This window comes from Thiohalocapsa halophila (genome assembly GCF_016583825.1).
Classification (GTDB): Bacteria; Pseudomonadota; Gammaproteobacteria; order Chromatiales; family Chromatiaceae; genus Thiohalocapsa; species Thiohalocapsa halophila.
The window spans coordinates 58,603-77,985 of sequence record NZ_NRRV01000019.1 but is presented as its reverse complement, the minus strand read 5'-3'; the positions used below and the strand labels follow the sequence as shown (position 1 = coordinate 77,985).

Sequence of the window (19,383 nt, the reverse complement as noted above, 5' to 3'; positions counted from 1 at the left end):
CTAGCGAGCGGATTGCAAAGACAAGCGGCGGCGGCCGGCGAGCAGGCCGAGACCGGCCATGAGGAGCACCAAGGGCGCGGGAACGGGCACCTGCTCCACACTGATGTTGTCGACCGTCAGGGTGTCTCTCTCACCATCGAAGAAATCCGAAATCTCGAAATAGATTTCCGCGCTGCGCCCGGCATACTCGGTGATGTCTGCCGGACCGCCGCTCAGGAGGTCTTTCGCCGGGAGAACGCCGTTGGGATCAGTGAGCTGCGCAATGACCAGGTCAGTGTCCGGATCGGTCAGCGTGGAATCGATGTCCAGCGCCAGCGCGAGGCCAGTGTTGCGGCCTTCGATCTCGTCGACGTCGAACAGCTGGCGCAGGGATGTCGAGTAGACGTCATTGTCCAAGAAACTGGTTGCGATGGTGGCAGCGCCGCTGGTCGCGTCGAAGTTCAGCGTGAAGGCCCCGGGCGGCGGGTCGAGGTCCGTGGTTACATCTGCGCCAGGGGTGCAGGCGACGTCGCCGCACGCGATGGTCTGGCCGCTCCAGCCGGTGAATCCGGCACTGAAGTCGCCGTTGGTGAGCGGGGCGGCGGCGGCCGGTCCGGCGGTGCAGGCCAGGGCCAGCATGCCGCCCGCGGCGGACAAGGGGGATATCAAGCGCATCATCAAGACTCCTGAGCTGTGGTCCGCCGTGCCACGCCCCCGGGCGAGCCACGGCATTATTCGCGGCCCACTAGTAGACCAGGCGTCGGTTAAGGCTTGATGATGCGCTGGTGACGATAGCGCGACAGCGCCCAGACGCCGCGCCCAGGCGGCGCAGCGCGCGCAATCGAAACATCGAAAATCGGATGAGCCAAGGGCTCGACTTGAGATCCCGGGGCGATCCTCGCCCCCCCCCGCGCACGCTCCGGGTCCGGCGCTACACCCGCACCCGGCTCTCCCGCAGCACCCGGTGCACATAGCCGAGCTTCTCGATCACCGGCGCGGACAGCACGAAGGGGTACAGGTCCGGCTGGCCCATGCTGCGGCTCAGGCTGTTCAAGGCGAAGGTGAGCGGCAGCCAATTGTCGATGATAGGCTGGAAGTCGGCGATGGTGTAGGGATCGAAGTCCGGGTCCGAGCGCTGCACGCTGCCGTCCGGCAGCCGCTGCTCGATCTGCACGCCGAAGTGCTCGCTGGTCTCCAGCGTGTCGACGATGTGCAGATAATGCGCAAAGCTCTTCGCCCAATCCTCCCAGGGATGCGCCGCCGCATAGGCGCTGACGAAGCGCTCCTGCCAGTCCGCGGGCGGGCCGTTGGCATAGTGGGCGTCCAGCGCCTGGCCGTAGTCGCGCCGCTCGTCGCCGAACAGGGCGCGGAAGTCATCCAGCCGGCCGCCGTCGCGGATCAGCAGGTCCCAGTAGTAGTGACCGATCTCATGGCGGAAGTGGCCGAGCAAGGTTCGGTATTTCTCGTCCATGTCGAGCCGCATGCGCTCGCGGGTGGCCGCGTCCGCCTCGTCGATGTTGATGGTGATAAGGCCCTGGGCATGGCCGGTGAGCACGGGCTCGCCCGGGTTGGCGTCCTCGGGGGCAAGGAATGCGAAGCCGAGGCCGCCCGCCGGGTCCTCTGCCTTGGTATGCACCGGCAGGCCGAGCCGCAGGAGCCCATAGGCCAGCCGCCGCTTGCTGCGCTCGATGCGGTACCACTTGTCCAGATTCCCGGGCCGGGCGAGGTTCGGGATGGTCTGGTTCGGCCGGCAGGCGGCGCAAAAGGCCTCCGCGCTGTCGGCGGGCACCATCCAGTTGCAGACGTTGTGCCGCGCGTAATTGGCGCACTTGCGATAGGCCTGCGGCACGGCCGGCTGCGGCTGCGGCCGCGGCACGCGCCAGAGGCCATCGCCGTCCTGCTTCAGCGCGCACAGCCGCTGGCGCTCGGGCAGAAAGCCGCGGGTCGCACCGCAGTGGGTGCACTGGGAGTTTTCGAAATAGACGGGCTGACCGCAAACCTGACAGGAGAAGGTGCGCATGGGTGCGAAGTGGGAAGTTTGAAGTTTGAAGTCGGCGTTTGCGGGCGTCGGTGGCGGGTCAGTGCGTCGTGCGCGGTGCAGGGTAGTGCGGACGTCCCATGCGGGTCGCGGACCCACTGGTGCGGGCGCCGGCGATGGTGGCGGCCGGCAGTTACACTGCGCCGTTGCCTCGGCCGTCCCGCGGCGGCTGCTCCAGCAGCGCCGAGAGCGTGCGCCGCCCGCTCCGCGCCGCCAACCGCAGCATCCGCAATAGGATCTGGGCGGTGAGAAAGGCATCGCCCGGCGCCGTATGGCGGTCATAGGGCACGATATCGAAGTGCCGGCAGAGGCCGTCCAAGGACAAATCCCGCAGCGGCGCGTGGCCAGCGAAGGCGCCGTCGGCCTCCAGCAGCAGTGCGAGCTCCCCCGTGTCCAGGCGGCGGTTCAACAGCCCAAGCGCCTGGTGGCGCTCCAGCGCGGCATCGAGCATGGCCATGTCGTGACCGATATGGTGACCGACGATGACGCCGTCGCGCAGATAGCGCAGCAGGCCCGCCAGTGCCTCCTCCTCGCCGACGCCTTCGCGGGTCTCGTCGCGGGTGATGCCGTGCACCAGGGTGGCGGCGGTGTTGTGCAGGACTCGCAATAGGCTCTCGAAGGTGTCGCCGAGGTCGATCTCACCCCCGGTTACAGAGACGGCGCCAATGCTGACGATCCGGTCCCGCTTCGGGTCCAGCCCCGTGGTCTCGCAATCCAGCACCACGAAGCGCACGGCCTGGGGCGCGCTCGTCTGCGGCCAGGTGCCGGTGAAGGCAGCCCGGTATTCGGATACCGCCTCGGCCAACGGGCTCATACTGCTCTCCGTTCTTTCATCGGGGACGACACCAGAATCAGGCCCACCGCTGCGCTCGACAGCGGATTCGGCCCCTATCCGAACTTCGATGGATCCCTAGGCCGGCTTTCTGTGGCGCACCGGTGCGGCGCTCGGGTCGGCTCGCGGTGGGAGCGCCGACCCGGCGCGCAGTCAGACCCGGAGTCACGCCGGGGACGGCGCTGCCACAGCCAGCGGGCCTGGCGAGTGACCTCAGCGCCGCGGCGTCAGCCCATAGCGCCGGCCGGTGTACTCCATCAGCCGCAGCACGGTGCGGAAACCGGACTTGAGCAGATTCTGCTCCAGCCGGGTCAGCTTTGCGGGGTCCACCCGGCTGCCATCCGTGCCGGTGGTCAGGCCGGTACGGGCGCGATGGTACAAGGCGTTACGGAATGCCGCCGCGGTCTCCTCGATCAGCAGCGAAGACTCGTCGTCCTCCGGCTGCAGCACCAGCAGCCGGTCCAGCGTCGTCGGCGCCTGCCGGCCACTGTCCAGCGCTAGCGCCCGAGCGATATCCACCACGGGCTGCAGCGTCGCCCGCAACAGATCCAACACCTCCCGATAGCCGCCCTCGTCGTCCACCACGAGGCCGCGGAAGAAAGTGAGCGGTGGCAGGTTGGCCATGGAGTCTTCCAACAACAGCGGGACGAAGCGCGGGTTGCGATCCTCCTCGCCATGGATATGGCGCTCCAGGCGCTCCACCAGCCGGCAGTCGCCATGGACCGGGCGCAGGTCGAACCGGGACGTTGCTCGGTAGACACAGCTCTCGATGGGCTGGTGGATCCAATCGGCAAAGGCCACCTCCCACTCGCCGACGGAGCGGCAGGCACTCGGATGTCCGGCGCTGATGGCCTTGGCACTGGTGACGAAGCCGCAGGCGGCGAGCGCCGCACTCACGCGCCGGCCGAGCTCCAGAAAATAGGCGCGGGCGCCGCGGGCATGCCCCGGGTCGGGGTCGTCGTAGATCAGGCCACAGTCGAGGTCGTGACGGGTAAAAAGCTCGTTGCGGGCCGCCGAGCCGAAAAACACCCAGCAGTGGTCCAGATTCGGCGACGCCAGACCCTGATCGGCCAGAGCGCCTTCTACCAACATGACCACGCGGCGCAGCACCGCGGCGTTGAAGGCACCGGCCATGGGCGCGAGCCAGCGCGTGGCATCCGGGTCGGTGAGGCCCGCCGCGAGCACGCCCTCTGCCTGTACCCGCAGGGCGGCAAGCTCCGAGATGCGCGGCGCGCGGGCCATGTCCTCGATCAGCGCCAGGGGTGCAGCGCCCTCCACCCGGGTCAGATCGCGGCGCGTGATGACGCCGGCGAAGGGCCCGTCCAGGCGGCCGTTGGCGGTGAGCACCAAATGCTCCGTCTGCTGGTCCAGCATCCGCGTGAGATAGTCCCCGGCCTCCAGCCCGGGCGCCGCCACGGCGCAGACAGGGCGCATCAGCGCCTGCGCCGGTGTGTCCGGGGGCTGGCGACCGCTCGCCACCTCATCGCTCAGGGTGCGCGGTGTCACCACGCCCCGGGGGGCACCCTGGCCGTCGATCACCACGGCCGCCGCGGCGTCCCGCTCGGCGAGCAGCCGTGCCACATCACGGGCGGCGGTGTCGGGCAGGCAGGTGAGCGGGCGCGAGGGCTGCTCGACGGGGCGGGACATCCAGTCCACCGGTCGCCGGCCCAACCGCAGCTCTTCGCTGCGCTCTTCGCGCATCTCCAGTGCCGGCGGCAGGATGGCGACGGAGAAATAGGTCGCCAGGAAGCGGCTTGCCCGCGCATGGCGCTTGACGGTCTCCCAGAAAGCCTCCGCCGGCAGGGCATAGAGGATGACGTCCGTCTCGGTGCGGGCGGTGTAGACATGCTCGCCGAAGCCGAGATACCGGCCGATGCCGAGGAGATCCCCCTCCCCCCGCACGTCCCGCAGCTGGTCGACGCCGTCCTCGCTCTGCTCCTCCAAGCGCACCGCGCCCTGTTGGATCACGTACACATAGGGCTTGCGCTGTCGGCCCTGCATGAACACCAGCTCGTCACGCTCGTGGAAGACGACGCGCCCGGCGCTCACGAGGGAAAACAGCTCGTCGTCGTCGAAATACTGGAACGGCGGCCACCGGCGCAGGAAGTCCACGACCCGGTGGGCGATACTGGCGGTCTTCACGGCAGGGCGCGGCTCGAATCCGGTAGCGGGCGCATGCGCGGATGGTAGCGGAACCCAGTCCGCTGAGGACGTGCAATGTTCATGGAAAGCGCTCGCTATAGCGGACAGGAACGAGTTTCGAGGGGCGAGGTTCGAGGAAGAGAAGGCATATCAGCAGGTTCTTGGCGCGACAAACCGAAAACCGGCGTGCGAGGGGTATAAACCCATTCATCCAGGCGCGGGCATCAATGAAAATCCCTCGACGTGATCACCAGCCCGCCGAGCAGCTGGGAATAATCCATGAGCTGCTTGGCCACCAGGTGGGTAACACCGGCCTCGCGCTGGATCTCGCCCTGTACGCCCATGAGCCGGGCGCCAATGAGGGTGCGGCGTTGGCGCTCGGCGAGTTGTTTCCAGACCACCAAGTTCACCTGGCCGGTCTCGTCCTCCAGGGTCACGAAGGTGACATTATTGGCGGACGCCGGGCGCTGGCGGTTGATGACCAGGCCGGCGGTGCGCACTTGCTGACCGGGGTCGGCGGCCTCCAGGTCCTGGGCACTGCCGAGACCCAGGTCCGTCAAGCGCTGGCGCAGCAGAGCCAACGGATGGCGGCGCAGGCTCAGACCCAGGCTCGCATAGTCGGCGACGATGTCCCGGCCCTCTGTGGGCTTGGGCAGCAGCGGTAAGGCCGGCTCTGCGGGCGGCGGCAGCGCCAAGCTGGCCTGAGCGCCCGGCTGTGGGAGCGGCGTCCCCGCCACCACATCCTGCCGCGCCACCCGCCAGCCCGCCTGGTGCCGATTCCCGGCGAGACCGGCCAAGGCATCCGCACCGGCCAGGGCCTTGAGATCGCGCTTGCCCAGCCGGGCCTGGGCGCGCAGCTCGTCCAAGGTTTGCCAGCCGGGGTCGGTGCGGGCGGCCACCAGCCGCTCGGCGCCGGCCTGGGAGAGCCCCTTCACCAGCCTGAGACCCAGTCGGAGCGCCGGCTGGCCGCGTCGCGGAGTGCGGTGCTCCAGCGTGCAGTCCCAGTGGCTGTGCCGCACATCCACCGCCCGCACCTCGACACCCTGCCGGCGCGCCTCGCGCACCAGCTGCGCCGGGGCATAGAAGCCCATGGGCTGGCTGTTGATGAGCGCCGCGAAGAAGGCCGCCGGCTCGTGGTGCTTGAGCCAGGCGGAGACATAGACCAGCAGCGCGAAGCTCGCGGCATGGGATTCCGGGAAGCCGTACTCGCCAAATCCCAGGATCTGCTTGTAGATCTGCTCGGCGAACGCGCGGGTGTAGCCGCGCTGCACCATGCCGTCGATGAGCCGCCCGCGGATATGCTCGAGGCCGCCGCGGCGGCGCCAGGCAGCCATGGAGCGGCGCACCTGATCCGCCTCGCCGGCGTCGAAGCCGGCGGCCACCATGGCCACCTGGATCACCTGCTCCTGGAAGATGGGCACGCCGAGGGTGCGCCCGAGCACCGCCTCCACCGCCGGTGACGGATAGGTCACGGGCTCCAGCCGCTGCCGGCGCCTGAGATACGGATGCACCATGTCGCCTTGGATGGGCCCGGGGCGCACGATGGCCACCTCGATGACCAGGTCGTAGAAGCAGGCGGGCTTGAGGCGCGGCAGCATGGCCATCTGCGCACGGGACTCGATCTGGAAGACGCCCGTGGTCTCGCCGCGCTGGATCATGGCGTAGACATCCGGGTCTTCGGGCGGAATGTCGGCGACGGTGAGCGCCCTGCCGCGGTAGCCGTTCACCAGCGCCAGGCCCCGGCGAATGGCGCTCAGCATGCCGAGCGCCAGGCAGTCCACCTTGAGCAGGCCGAGCGCATGCAAGTCGTCCTTGTCCCACTGGATGACGCTGCGCCCGTCCATGGCGGCGTTCTCGATGGGCACCAGCTCGTCGAGGCGGCGGCGGGCGATGACGAAGCCGCCGACGTGCTGCGACAGGTGCCGCGGCATGCCCACCAGCTCGTGCACCAGCCGCATCAAGGTGAGGATTTGTGGGTTGTAGGGGTCGAGGCCGACCTCCCTGAGCCGTTCCGGCGGCACCTGCTGGCCGTCCCACCAGTTGATGTTGCGCGCCAGGCGGTCGACCTGGTCCTGCGAGAAGCCGAGCGCCTTGCCCACGTCGCGCACGGCGCTCTTCGGCCGATAGGCGATCACCGTCGCCGCCAGCGCCGCCCGGTCGCGGCCGTACTTGGCGTAGACGTACTGGATCACCTCCTCGCGGCGCTGGTGCTCGAAGTCCACATCGATGTCCGGCGGCTCGCCCCGCTCGCGGGAGACGAAGCGCTCGAACAACATATCCATGCGCGCCGGGTCCACCTCGGTAATGCCTAAGCAGTAGCACACCGCCGAATTGGCCGCCGAGCCCCGCCCCTGACACAGAATCCCGCGGCTTCGGGCGAAGCGCACGATGTCGTGCACCGTCAGAAAGAAGGGCGCATAGGCCAGCGCTTCGATCAGACCCAGCTCGTGGTCGATCTGCCCGCGGACCTGCTCGGGCACGCCTTGCGGGAAGCGTTGGGCGGCCCCCTCCTCCGTCAGCTTGCGCAGGTGCGAGCTCGGCGTCTCGCCGGCGGGCACCAGCTCTTGGGGGTATTCGTAGCGGATGGCGTCCAGCGTGAAGGCGCAGCGCTCGGCGATGCGGGTGGTCTCCGCCAGCAGGTCCCGGGGATAGAAGCGCGCGAGCACGTCCAGCGGGCGCAGGTACTGCTCGCGGTTCTGGCGCTCGGCGGCGCCATCGGCCACCAGAGTGCCATTACGGATGGCGGCCATCACGTCCAGCAGCGCCCGGCGCTCGGCGACGTGCATCAGCACCCCGCCCACCGCCGTCAGCGGCAGGCCGGTGCGGGCACCGAGCCGGCGCAGCCGCTCGAGCCTGGCCGCATCGTCGCCGGTGCGGTGCAGCCCCACACCGATCCAACAGCGGGCGGCGAAGCGCGCCGCCAGACGATGCCCCCACTCTTCCTGGCCATCGGTGGGCGCGTCCGGATCCGGCAGCCAAAGGATCAAGCAGCCGTCGAGCCCCTCATCCAGGTCCTGCGCCAGCAGCTGCCACTGCCCCTTGGGTGCCCGCCGCCGGGCGCGGGAAATGAGCCGGGAGAGGTTGCGATAGCCCGCCAGGTCCGCCGCCAGCACCACCAGCCGCGGGCCGTCCTCGAGCCAGAGCTCGCTGCCGATGAGGAGCTTCAGGCCGAGGGACCGGGCCTCCTCATGGGCACGGACCACCCCGGCCAGCGAGCAGAGGTCCGTGATGGCCAGCGCGCGATAGCCGAGGCGCGCGGCGGTGCGCACCAGCTCCTGCGGCTGGGAGGCCGCGGACAGGAAGCTAAAACAGGATCGGCAATACAGCTCTGCGTATTGAAACGATACGGCGGCGACCATGCACGGGCTTTAGGAAACTGTCGATAAGGACAGTGTAGCCCAGTACGTGGTGAGGGTTACGGCAGCGTCCGCAGCACAGCGGCCGCGAAGCCGGAAGACGGGAATAGGGCGCTTAGGCGTAGCCGCTAAGGGTAAAGGTCAAACCGACGCGAGCGGCCTGACGACCGGGGCAGCGGTGCCGGGTAGCGCGGCATCAACGCCGTCGCAAGATGCCCAAGCCCACCAAGCCTGCGATGACCAACAGGGGTGTTGCCGGCAGGGGCGCCTCACCAGCAGGCGCATTGGCGGCTTGCCTGTCCATCCTGGAGCTTTGTGCTCCAAGCGGGATCGACAGGGGCTGACTGTTGTAGTGGGCGAGGAAGTCCTGTTCGTTGATGCCGTAGACCGACGCGTAGATACCAATGCTCTGGTAGGTGATACCGTCGCTGCCGGTCGTTGGGCGGCCTGTAAACATAAACGCGAGCGATTCTTCGTCGCTCGCGCTTTGCATGGCTTCCAGCGCCCCGGTCATGAGTCGGGAGGTGGATTCGCTGTCGCCCGAGTCCCGGCTCCCGAAGATCATGTAGCGGCCGCGGGAGCCCTTGTCACCACGGCTGATTTTCAGGTTCAAGCTGCCGGCGACAGCGCTGTCGCTGCTGAGACCGGTGCGCAGCTCGGCCTGCTCGATCATGACGACTTGGTTGCGCTCAGTGAGCTGCCACGACACCTGGTCCAGCGAGGGCGTGGTGTACAGGATCTTGCCCTGATCCATCCGGAAGTCTTTGACGCTGTCACTGGTCGTAAAGGGCTTGGCCGTTGCGACGCCAGCGCCGAACAGCGCGACGAGCACCACGAGCACAGTCGCGCTCCATTTCAACCCTGGCTTGTCGTCGAGCATTGCTTGCCGCCTCGTAGTCCGCACTGGCCCTTAAACTTTACAACACCAGCAAAGGTCAAGCCCTTGCTCGATCTAGCATGCACGATTCACACCAAGCCCGAGACGTGCTTGTACGGACTCGCTCAATGGCCTGTGCTGCAACGATTTTCCCAAGGGGGCACGCGCCCTGGTCAGCGCTTGCCTTGACGGAGCCACCCAGTCGAGCGACGAGTGCGCAGCCAGTGTAAAAAGAACTGACACCGCACGCCGCGCACACAGACCGACAGGGCTTAGTCTAACTGCAATCCTCCAAGGCTGCATGACCATCGAGTTGCACCAACGCAGCGCCTCATCGGCGGCGCCCAAGATTGACGCAGTCATTGCACCCATTCAGGGCTCGGCCGGCGGCGTGTCCTCCCAGAGGATGCCATCGTCGTCGGCCTGCGGCGGATTGCCGTCGTGCACGAGGTTGCGCCGACGCTGGAGGTAGGCATCACGCATAAAAGTGTAGGGATCGATCGCCGCCTCGTCCATCAGGTCGCCCGCCGCAAGCAGGTCCGCCCGTCGGTCGACGACACGCAGCGTCACGAAGCCCCAGTAGATCTCGTCCTCCTCCAGGCTGAAGAACGGATCGAGGACGATGTCACCCGCCAAGCCGAAGGTACCCCGAACACTGCTCGGACCCAGGATGGGAAGCATCACGAAGGGCCCGGCGCCAAAGCCCCAGTAGCCGAGCGTCTGCCCAAAATCCTCCTTGTAGCTCGGCAGGCCGACGTTGCTCGCGACATCGAAGAAGCCAACGAAGCCGACGGTGGTGTTGATGAACACCCGGCCCACGTCGCTGCCGGCTCGCGAGAGCTTGAACTGCAGCACATTGTTCACCGCCGAGGTCGCATCGGCGACATTGTTGAAGAAGTTGGTAACGCCTTCGTCGACGGGCTCGGGCGTGACAAAGCGGTAGCCCTGTGCGGCCGGCTTCAGGAAGGCGTTGTCGAAGTCCGTGTTGAACTTGAACACCGCGCGGTTGAACGGCTGCCACGGGTCACGCGGGTCGCGATACTCGGCCGGAACCGAAGCGCAGCCGCCGACGACGATCGACACCGTCAGCACGGCGGCAACACGGTTGAGCCATCTGGGCATGCACTCTGCCTCCCGGAGTTGGCCGGCTCCCTGCGGCACGGCGGCGCGGATGTTAACACAGGGCTCATGCCTGATCCGTGGCCTCGGTCCGTTCGCGCCGGCCCGGCCAGAGCACCTGCCAGCGCGGCTCAGTGCAAGCGCCGCAGGCCGTAACCGGCGGCACCCAAGCCGGCGAGCAGTCCGCGCTCGCCCGGCAGATGTAGCGCGCCCACGGCGATGAAGTGCCGCTGCTGCCTCGGCAAGGCCCGGATACGGGTCAACATGCGGCGGTTGCGGCTATCGATCAGCAGCTCGCGCAGACGCTGCTGCAGCGCCGGCGCGAGCCCGGGCACGCGGTCTTCGCTCAGCGCAAGCAGCTCCCCGAGCGCGCCACGGAGGTAGGCATCGGTGAGCGCGTCGAACAGCCGCTCGCGCTCGCCCTGGTCCGCAACCGCGGCGCGCAGCAGCGCCTGTTGCTCCTCGGCGCGCAGTCGCTCGAAAACCGCCAGCTGCTCCGCGGTGGTCTCCAGCCCCAATGTGGGCATGGCCTTCGCCTGTGCCCGCTGGTACAAGCGCCGATCCAGGAACTCGCCGGTGCGCGCAGGCGGCATGCTGAGCATAGTCATCACCGCCCAGGGCTTTAGCTTGCGCGGCAGGGAAGCGGGCAGCCCGCGCGCCGCCAACGCCTGCACGCAGCGCCGATAGAGCTCGGGCGGCACCAGGTCCGTGAGCTCGGTGCTCCCGGGCAGGCGCATGGCCCGCGCAGTTGCACGTACGGAAGCCGCATCCGGAACCACCTCCAGCACCAAGGCGTCCGCGGCGGCCAAAGCCGCGGTGACCGGCTCGGGCAGCTGCAGCACCCGCGGATCTTCACTGTGCATGGTGGCGAACAACCAGCTCGACGGCCCGCCCGCGGGCGGTGTGAGCTCGAACAGCAGACCTTGGGCATGGGCTTGCGCCGTCGCCGCGGCCTGCACGCCGGCCAGCGCGAGCAGGAAGGGCAGCAGCCATAGGGGCCGGCGGATGCGAGCAGGGGCCATGGCGTACCTCCTCGGTGTCAGCGTCTTTATCGTACTTGGCGTCCCGGCCGCATCCAGCAGAGGCGGCGCGAGCCGGCGCAGCGCCGACGCGTCAACATGGCTTGGCGTCCGGCGCACCGACTCCGTATGCTGCCCACATGGATGCAGACGCGCTAGCCCCACCCGATCCGGATGCCGAGCCCGAGGGCTCACCTGGCATCGCCAGCCGCTTTCGCGGCTTCCTGCCGGTCGTGGTGGACGTCGAGACCGCGGGCTTCGACGCCCGCCGCCACGCACTGCTGGAAATCGCCGCCATCATTATCCGCATGGACGCAGCTGGCCGGCTGATGCCAGGACAGACCCTCTCATGCCACGTGCTGCCCTTCATCGGCGCCGAGCTCGACCCTCGGGCTTTGGCGTTCAACAAGATCGATCCGGACCATCCGTTTCGGGACGCGGTGTCCGAGCGCGACGCGCTGCGCCAGGTGTTGACCCCGATTCGCAAAGCCGTCGCCAGCCAGGGCTGTACCCGAGCCATACTCGTGGGGCACAACGCTCACTTCGACTTAGGGTTTCTCAAGGCGGCAGTGGAGCGAACCGGATTCAAGCGCGATCCCTTCCACGCCTTCAGCGTATTCGACACCGTCACGCTAGCGGGGCTCGCTTACGGTCAAACAGTACTGGCGAAGGCGGTTCAGGCCGCTGGTCTAGGCTGGGACGACGGTGCTGCCCATTCGGCCATCTACGACGCCGAGAAGACGGCGGCGCTGTTTTGCAGCATCGTCAATCGCTGGGGGGAATTGCAGCACGGCACCCGCGGCTGAGACACCGGTGCCGCTCTGAAGTGGTACCGCCGCGCGCAAGCCGTCGGCCCGGCGCTGCGGCGGCGGATGCGAGCCGCTCCGTTCAGGCGGCGCTGTCGCTGCCCTCGGACTTGGCAGCCGCCTGTTCCATCATAGTCTTGAGCTCACCGTTCTCGAACATCTCCAACGTGATGTCGCAGCCGCCCACCAGCTCGCCGTCGATGTAGATCTGCGGGAAGGTGGGCCAATCCGCGTAGCGCGGTAGGTTCTCGAAAATCTCCGGGTCCTGTAGCACGTTGACGTAAGCGAAGGGTACCCCGGTGCTGCCGAGGGCCTGCGCCGCGCGCATGGAGAAGCCGCACTGGGGCATCTGCGGGGTCCCCTTCATGTAGATCACGACGGGATTGTTCTTGACCTGTTGGCCGATACGTTCGAGCACGTCCATCACATTACCTCGGCAGGAGCGTTGTTACGTGCGGGGGGAAATGGGATTGCCCCCGCGCTTATCAAGACACCTACTATTTTACTTGGTTTTTCGTCGCCGGTGCAGCGCCCGAGGGCCAGACGGGCTGGTGTCGAAGGCGAGCGCGCGGCGTCTCGCGGGAGCACATACGAGCCGACACGCTCGCGGGGCGACGGTGGGCCTGGAGCGCGCCCCGGCCGAGCGGGACGCGACGGCCTGCGCTCAGCCGGGCGCGGCATCCACCTGCCGCTGCAGCCAGTATTCCAACAGCGCCAGATGCCAGAGCTTGCTGCCCTGGATGCGGGTGTGGTGCTGGTCCGGCGCGGCGAGCAGCGTGTCGACGTATTCGCGCCGATAGATCCCGCGCTGGCGGCAGGCGGTGGAGTCCAGGATGTCGCGCATAAAGTCCAGGAACTCGCCGCGGACGTACTTGAGCGCCGGCATCGGGAAGTAGCCCTTGGGCCGATCGATGACCGCATCCGGCAGCCGGCCGCGGGCGATGGCCTTGAGCGGCCATTTGCCCTGGTCGCGCAGCTTGAGCGCCGGCGGGCAGCGGGCGGCGGCCTCCACCAGCTGGTGGTCCAGGAAGGGCACGCGGGCCTCCAGGCCCCAGGCCATGGTCATGTTGTCCACGCGCTTCACCGGGTCGTCGACGATGAACGTGGTGACATCGAGCCGCAGCACCGCGTCGATGACCTCGTCCGCCAGGGGCTCGGCCAGACGCTCGGCGGCCCAGGCGCCGGTGTGGTCCGGGCCGCCGTAGCGGTCGGCGACCATGGCCAGATACTCGTCGTGGTCACGGTCGAAATAGTGACGTCGGAGCTTGTCGGCGGGGCCGCCCTCGGTGTCTGCGGCGATGCGCGGATACCAGAAATAGCCGCCGAAGACCTCGTCGGCGCCCTGCCCCGACTGCACCACCTTGATGTCGCGGGACACCTGCTCGGCGAGCAGATAAAAGGCGACCGCGTCCTGCCCGAACATAGGCTCGGCCATGGCGTCCACGGCCTCCGGGAGGCGGCGCAGCACTTGGGCATTCGGCACCCGGAAGCGGTGATGGCGGGTTTCGTAGCGCTCGGCGACCGGGTCCGAGTATTCGAACTCGCTGCCAGCCTCCTCCGGCGTGTCCTCGAAGCCGACGGAGAAGGTGTGCAGATCGCGGGCGCCCTGCTCGGCCAGCAGCGCCACCAGCAGGCTGGAGTCGAGCCCGCCCGAGAGCAGCACGCCGACGGGCACATCGGCGATCTCGAGCCGCTTCTGCACGGCGCGCTGCAGCCGCTCCTGGATCAGCTCCACCCACTCGGCGTCCGACTCGGGCCAGCCCGAGCCCGGCGCCGGCCGGGTGGCATCCAGCTGCCAATAGGCGCGCTCGCTGCGGCGGCCGTCGGCGTCGATACGCAGCCAATGGGCGGGCTTGAGCTTGCGGATGCCGGTCAAGACGGTCCGCGGCGCCGGCACCACCGCATGCAGCGTAAACAGGTTGTGCAGCGCCACAGGGTCGATGCTGGTGTCCACGCCGCCGCCGGCCAACAGCGACTGGGTGTTGGACGCGAAGCGCACGCGCTTGGCGTCCTCGGTCCAGTACAGCGGCTTGATGCCGAAGCGGTCCCGGGCCAGGAACAGGCACTTGCGGTTGGCGTCCCAGATGGCGAAGGCGAACATCCCGTGCAGCCGCGCCACACAGTCCTCGCCCCAGGCGTGCCAGGCCTTCAGCATCACCTCCGTGTCGCCGTCGGAGAAGAATTGGTAGCCGAGCCCGATCAGCTCCCGGCGCAGCTCCGGATAGTTGTAAATGCTGCCGTTGAACACCAGGGCCAGCCCGAGCCCCTGGTCCACCATGGGCTGGTTGGCGCGCACCGACAGGTCGATGATCGACAACCGGCGGTGGCCGAAGCCGAGCGGCCCGTCGCTGTAGCTACCCCCATGATCCGGCCCGCGCCGCACCAAGGGCCCGAGCATCCGGCCGATGGCCGTCAGGTCCGCCGGGGCGCCGTCGAGGCGCAGCTCGCCGCAAATGCCGCACATAGGGGGTCTCCTGGATCGGGTTGAGGCACGGACCGCTCACGGGCCTGTCCGGAGCAAGACGCTGGAGCCGAGGGCCGAGGGCACGATGCTCGTCAGTCTAATCCGCTAAGGCTCGCCTCGGTCACTCCGAGCGCCGTGCCTCGGGCTCCGCGCCGTAGCCGCCGCCACCCGGTGTCTCGATGCGCAGCCGGTCGCCGGGGGCCAGATCCAGGGCCACCTTGCCGGGGAGCGGGCGGTCGTTGTGCCATTGCGCCCCGGGCTGCCCCGCAGCTCCGCCCTCGAGCCCCCAGGGGGCATGCCGCCGGCGCTCGCCGATGAGCGTCGCGTGCGCCGGTGCCAGGCATTGAAGCTCTCGGATCAGGCCGTTCCCGCCGGCGCGCTCCCCGGCACCGCCGGAGCCGTCGCGAATGGCGTAACGCGTGACCCGCAACGGAAAGCGCGACTCGATGACCTCCACCGGCGTGTTCAGGGTATTGGTCATGTGCGTTTGCACCGCGGAGAGGCCACCGCCAGCCCGGCCCGCCCCCATGCCACCGCCGATGGTTTCGTAGTAGTCCCAGGGGGCACCGTCGAGCACACCGCCGATGGCCAGGTTGTTCATGCTGCCGTGGCTCGCGGCCGGGATCTCGGCCTGCCAGTGCTCGTTCTCGGCCTGCGCCAGCGCGCCCAGCACCACATCCACGATGCGGCTGCTAGTCTCGACATTTCCTGCGGCCACCGCAGCCGGGCGCTGCGCGTTCACCAAACAGCCGGCCGGCGCATCCAACGTGATCGGGCGTAGCGAACCGGCGCAGGCGGGGGTCTCCCGCGGCATCAAGCAGCGGAAACAGTAGAAGACCGCAGCCGCCGCGACGGCCAGCGGACAGTTGACGTTGCCCGCCACCTGCGCCGCCGTGCCGCTGAAGTCGCAATGGGCGCTATCGCCGGCAATGGTGAGCGCCAGTCGAATCGGAATGTCCAGCTGTCCCTTGCCATCGTCGTCGAGGACATCCTCGAAGACGTAGCGACCATCAGGAATGGCCCGCAGCGTCTGCCGCGCGAGGCGCTCGCCATAATCGTTCATGGTCCGCAGGCCGTCGCGGAACGCCCGAAGGCCCCGCGCCGCCGCCGGCTCGGCGATACGCGCGCGACCGGCGCGGTTCGCCCCGATCTGCGCGAAGAAATCGCCGCGCGCATGGTCGGGGCTGCGCGTGCCGCCGGTGATCTCGGCGAGCACCCCGTCGTCGACGATGCCGGCGTGCACCAGCCGTTGCGGCGGGATGACAACGCCCTCCTCCTCCAGACGTTCCGAGATCGGCATGGAGCCCGGCGTGCTGGCGCCGATGTCCGCGTGGTGGGCACGGTTGGCCACGAAGCCCGCCAGCACCGGCTTGGCCGCATCCGCAGCGGCAGGCACGAACACCGGGGCGACCAGGGTCACGTCCGGCAGATGCGTGCCGCCGAGGAAGGGGTCGTTGACGATGACCATGTCGCCGTCGGCCCACTCGAACCTTGCCACGAGGTCCGCCATGGCATAGGCCATACTGCCGAGGTGCACCGGGATGTGCGCCGCCTGGGCGCAGAGGGCGCCGTCGGCATCGAAGACGGCGCAGGAGAAATCCAGGCGGTCGCGGATATTCGGCGACAGCGCAGCGTTGCGCAGCACCGCCGCCATCTCGTCGCAGACGGCCGCGAGGCGGCTGACGAACAGGCTGAGCTGAATAGCGTTCATGGCGGCGCTGGCGGGCTGGGGTGCCGGGGACCAGCCCGGTACGCGGGCCCCGCGGCAGCGAGTGGATGCCGGCGGTTATCCTCACATACCGCCCGCTCCGCGGCAAAGCCGCGCAGGCCATGGCATCCGCGGCCCGCGAGCGTCTTGAGATACCCCATTGCGGGCACAAGATTGCCGCAGCGAGCGAAACCAACGGCCAAGCAGCCGATCTCTTCACCATCCGTCAATCAGGAGGCGAACCATGGCCCATGAGCTCCCCGCCCTGCCGTACGAGAAAAACGCCCTCGAGCCCGTGATCTCCGCGGAAACCCTCGAGTACCACTACGGCAAGCACCACCAGACCTATGTCAACAATCTGAACAACCTGATTCCGGGCACCGACTTCGAGAGCATGTCCCTGGAGGACATCATCAAGAACGCCTCCGGCGGTGTCTTCAACAACGCCGCCCAGGTCTGGAACCACACCTTCTACTGGAACTGCCTGAGCCCGAACGGCGGCGGTGAGCCGGCTGGCGCAGTGGGAGATGCCATCAAGGCCAAGTGGGGCTCCTTCGATGACTTCAAGAAGGCCTTCAACCAATCCGCGGCCACCAACTTCGGCTCCGGCTGGACCTGGCTGGTGAAGACCGCCGACGGCGGGGTGGACATCCACAACACCTCCAACGCCGGCAACCCGCTGACCGAGGGCCTGACGCCGCTGCTCACCGTGGATGTCTGGGAGCACGCCTACTACATCGACTACCGCAACGCGCGGCCCAAGTACCTCGAAGCGATCTGGGACAAGGTCAACTGGGACTTCGTGGCCGCCAACTACGCGGGCTGACCGATAGAGCCGAGCCCAGCAGATGACTGCGGCGGCTGACTCCGCCGAACGCAGTCGGAACAAACCGCCCGAGGCTCCAGGCCCGGGCGGTTTTTTGTATCAATCCGGTGAGGCGATCTTGAGGCCGACGATGCCGATGACGATGAGGCCGACGAAGAAGAAGCGCGCTAGACTTGCCGGCTCCGCGAACAAAAGCAGACCGAGCACGAAGGTGCCCACGGCGCCGATGCCGGTCCACACGGCGTAAGCCGTGCCCATCGGGATGGTGCGCTGCGCGAGCAACAACAGCGTGCCACTGGCGGCGATGCAGAGCACAGAGAAGGCGAGCCAGCCCCAACGTATCCCCGCATCGGTCATCCCGAGCTTGAGCCCCACCGGCCAGCCCCACTCAAAGAGCCCAGCGGCGACCAAGTAGATCCAAGCCATGGCACTGCTGCCCCAGTCCTCTCAACGCTCGTAGCAGTAGATTGCGCAAAGATCCGCGCTGTCGAGACTCGGCGGTGGTTCTTTGGAGGAGAACACCGCCATGCAGAGCGCTGGATTAACGCCGCCACGCGCCGGTCGATACAAGGCCGCGTAGCGCGCCGGATGCGTCGCCGGGTCACCGCAGAGCATATTGCCGTTCAGCGCTGGCGAGAACGGCTGGCGCTGGCGCCACGGCCAGGCAACGCAAAAGGGCTGCACCGACGCGCGGCACAACCCCTCTACCGAGAGTGGCGTCCCCACGGGGATTCGAACCCCGGTTGCCGCCGTGAAAGGGCGGTGTCCTAGGCCTCTAGACGATGGGGACCGAAGCAGAGTCCAGACGAAAAATCGGCCGGCCGCGACTGCGGCCGGCCGGATTTTTGCGCCTTTGAAATGTTTGGTGGAGCCAGGCGGGATCGAACCGCCGACCTCAACACTGCCAGTGTTGCGCTCTCCCAGCTGAGCTATGGCCCCAGAAAGCGGCGCAGTATAATCAGCAGCTCTCCGGCTGTCTACCCCCCGGGACGGGGCTGGGATGGAGCTCGCCGGCGCCGTCAGAGCCCTCGCGTGCCCGCGGGCGGCGCTTAGCTTGCGCCGGCGGCCGCCAGCATCCATGTTATCGACGCTGGAAATCCCTGTCCGACAATCAAATCCATCGCCAACCACTGGGAGAACCCCGCAGATGTTGAGAGTCTTGCTGTTTGTCGCGACCAACTTCGCGGTCGTGACCGTGCTCTACATCGTGTTGACCATCCTCGGCGTGTCGTCACGCACCGGCAGCGGGCTGCTGATTTTGGCGCTCGTCTTCGGCTTCGGCGGCTCCATGATTTCGCTGCTCATGTCCAAGTGGCTCGCCAAGCGCTCCATGGGCGTGCAGATCATCGAGCAGCCGCAGACCCCGTTCGAGCAATGGCTGTTCGAGATCGTGCGCAAGCAGTCCGAGCAGAGCGGCATCCGCATGCCCGAGGTGGGCATTTTCGACCAACCGGACCCGAACGCCTTCGCCACCGGCTGGAACCGCAACGATGCCCTGGTGGCCGTCAGCACGGGTTTGCTCCAGCACATGAGCCGGGACGAAGTGGAAGCCGTGGTGGGTCACGAGATAAGCCACGTCGCCAACGGCGACATGGTGACACTGGCGCTGATCCAGGGCGTGCTCAACACCTTCGTCATCGTGCTCGCGCGGGTCATCGGCGGCTTCGTCGACTCCGCGCTGCGCGGCAACGACGACAGCGGCGGGGTCGGCATCGGCTATTTCGTGGTCTCCATCATCGCGGAGATCGTTCTCGGCGTCCTCGCGTCCATCGTCGTCATGTGGTTCTCGCGCTTTCGCGAGTTTCGAGCCGACGCCGGCGGCGCACGCCTCGCCGGCCGCGAGCGTATGATCGCAGCCCTGCGCGCGCTGCAGCGCGTACACGAGCCGCATGACCTCCCTGCCGGCGAATTCGCCGCATTCGGCATTTCCGGCAACATCGGCGAGGGGCTGAAGAAGCTGTTCGCGAGCCATCCGCCGTTGCAGGATCGCATCAACGCACTGGAGGCGGGGCGCGGCTAACGGAGTCGATGTCCGCCAACCGCGACTAGACCCTGCGCGCAGTGACCAATGCACCGGGCGGCAGTACGCCCGGGCCGCATGTCAGGGTGGATCATGGCGCTCGCGCAACTCGTCGGCAAAAGGCAGCCGCGTCCACAGCGCACTGCGTCCGGCGGCTTGGGGATTGCTAACATTTTGTCGCTGCCGCGCTACTGCTG

15 protein-coding genes and 2 tRNA genes are annotated in these 19,383 nt (G+C 67.9%); 3 read left to right on the top strand and 14 right to left on the bottom strand.

Annotation, left to right across the window (positions count from 1 at the left end):
* From CKO31_RS09805 to CKO31_RS09770, 8 genes are all read right to left on the bottom strand, one after another.
* Positions 1-636: a hypothetical protein gene (locus tag CKO31_RS09805; RefSeq protein ID WP_200236464.1), complete on the bottom strand. Its 636-nt coding sequence runs from the start codon at positions 634-636 to the stop codon at positions 1-3.
* 274 nt (positions 637-910) lie between these two features.
* Positions 911-1,999 (bottom strand): zinc-binding metallopeptidase family protein, encoded by a 1,089-nt coding sequence (locus tag CKO31_RS09800; protein WP_200236462.1) that lies wholly within the window; start codon positions 1,997-1,999, stop codon positions 911-913.
* Positions 2,000-2,150: 151 nt separating this feature from the next.
* Positions 2,151-2,831, bottom strand: coding sequence for a 3'-5' exonuclease (locus CKO31_RS09795; RefSeq protein ID WP_200236459.1), 681 nt, complete (start codon positions 2,829-2,831; stop codon positions 2,151-2,153).
* A 231-nt stretch (positions 2,832-3,062) separates the two neighbouring features.
* Positions 3,063-4,991 carry a DUF294 nucleotidyltransferase-like domain-containing protein gene (locus tag CKO31_RS09790; protein ID WP_200236457.1) on the bottom strand — a complete coding sequence of 643 codons (1,929 nt, stop codon included), beginning with the start codon at positions 4,989-4,991 and terminating at the stop codon, positions 3,063-3,065.
* 224 nt (positions 4,992-5,215) lie between these two features.
* Positions 5,216-8,350 carry an error-prone DNA polymerase gene (locus CKO31_RS09785; protein ID WP_200236455.1) on the bottom strand — a complete coding sequence of 1,045 codons (3,135 nt, stop codon included), beginning with the start codon at positions 8,348-8,350 and terminating at the stop codon, positions 5,216-5,218.
* A gap of 193 nt (positions 8,351-8,543) precedes the next feature.
* A complete protein-coding gene (locus tag CKO31_RS09780; protein ID WP_200236452.1) occupies positions 8,544-9,227 on the bottom strand; it encodes a VPLPA-CTERM sorting domain-containing protein in 684 nt (227 codons plus the stop codon).
* A gap of 369 nt (positions 9,228-9,596) precedes the next feature.
* On the bottom strand, positions 9,597-10,346 hold the full coding sequence (locus tag CKO31_RS09775; protein WP_200236449.1) for an MlaA family lipoprotein: 750 nt from the start codon (positions 10,344-10,346) through the stop codon (positions 9,597-9,599).
* A gap of 128 nt (positions 10,347-10,474) precedes the next feature.
* The gene (locus CKO31_RS09770) at positions 10,475-11,365 is read right to left on the bottom strand and encodes a TraB/GumN family protein (protein ID WP_200236446.1); all 891 of its coding nucleotides are present in this window, start codon (positions 11,363-11,365) and stop codon (positions 10,475-10,477) included.
* Positions 11,366-11,502: 137 nt separating this feature from the next.
* Between CKO31_RS09770 and rnt the strand changes: the two genes are divergently transcribed.
* Positions 11,503-12,168, top strand: coding sequence for a ribonuclease T (gene rnt / locus CKO31_RS09765; RefSeq protein ID WP_200236493.1), 666 nt, complete (start codon positions 11,503-11,505; stop codon positions 12,166-12,168).
* A gap of 82 nt (positions 12,169-12,250) precedes the next feature.
* Here rnt and grxD read toward each other — a convergent pair whose 3' ends face one another.
* The 3 genes from grxD to CKO31_RS09750 all read right to left on the bottom strand — a co-directional run bounded on the left by grxD (position 12,251) and on the right by CKO31_RS09750 (position 16,343).
* A complete protein-coding gene (grxD, locus tag CKO31_RS09760) occupies positions 12,251-12,592 on the bottom strand; it encodes a Grx4 family monothiol glutaredoxin (protein WP_200236443.1) in 342 nt (113 codons plus the stop codon).
* A gap of 240 nt (positions 12,593-12,832) precedes the next feature.
* Positions 12,833-14,632 carry an N-acetylglutaminylglutamine amidotransferase gene (locus CKO31_RS09755; protein WP_200236440.1) on the bottom strand — a complete coding sequence of 600 codons (1,800 nt, stop codon included), beginning with the start codon at positions 14,630-14,632 and terminating at the stop codon, positions 12,833-12,835.
* Positions 14,633-14,753: 121 nt separating this feature from the next.
* Positions 14,754-16,343, bottom strand: coding sequence for a hydantoinase B/oxoprolinase family protein (locus CKO31_RS09750; RefSeq protein WP_200236438.1), 1,590 nt, complete (start codon positions 16,341-16,343; stop codon positions 14,754-14,756).
* Positions 16,344-16,584: 241 nt separating this feature from the next.
* Between CKO31_RS09750 and CKO31_RS09745 the strand changes: the two genes are divergently transcribed.
* The gene (locus tag CKO31_RS09745; protein WP_200236436.1) at positions 16,585-17,166 is read left to right on the top strand and encodes a superoxide dismutase; all 582 of its coding nucleotides are present in this window, start codon (positions 16,585-16,587) and stop codon (positions 17,164-17,166) included.
* A 99-nt stretch (positions 17,167-17,265) separates the two neighbouring features.
* On the opposite strand, the gene CKO31_RS09740 is transcribed toward CKO31_RS09745, so the two are convergent.
* The 3 genes from CKO31_RS09740 to CKO31_RS09730 form a co-directional block, all read right to left on the bottom strand.
* The gene (locus CKO31_RS09740; protein WP_200236433.1) at positions 17,266-17,592 is read right to left on the bottom strand and encodes a DMT family transporter; all 327 of its coding nucleotides are present in this window, start codon (positions 17,590-17,592) and stop codon (positions 17,266-17,268) included.
* 288 nt (positions 17,593-17,880) lie between these two features.
* A tRNA-Glu gene (locus CKO31_RS09735) sits at positions 17,881-17,956 on the bottom strand.
* 73 nt (positions 17,957-18,029) lie between these two features.
* Positions 18,030-18,105 (bottom strand) — tRNA-Ala (locus CKO31_RS09730).
* Positions 18,106-18,313: 208 nt separating this feature from the next.
* On the opposite strand from CKO31_RS09730, the gene htpX reads away from it, so the two are divergent.
* Positions 18,314-19,186: a protease HtpX gene (htpX, locus tag CKO31_RS09725; protein WP_200236429.1), complete on the top strand. Its 873-nt coding sequence runs from the start codon at positions 18,314-18,316 to the stop codon at positions 19,184-19,186.
* The last annotated feature ends 197 nt before the right edge of the window (positions 19,187-19,383 follow it).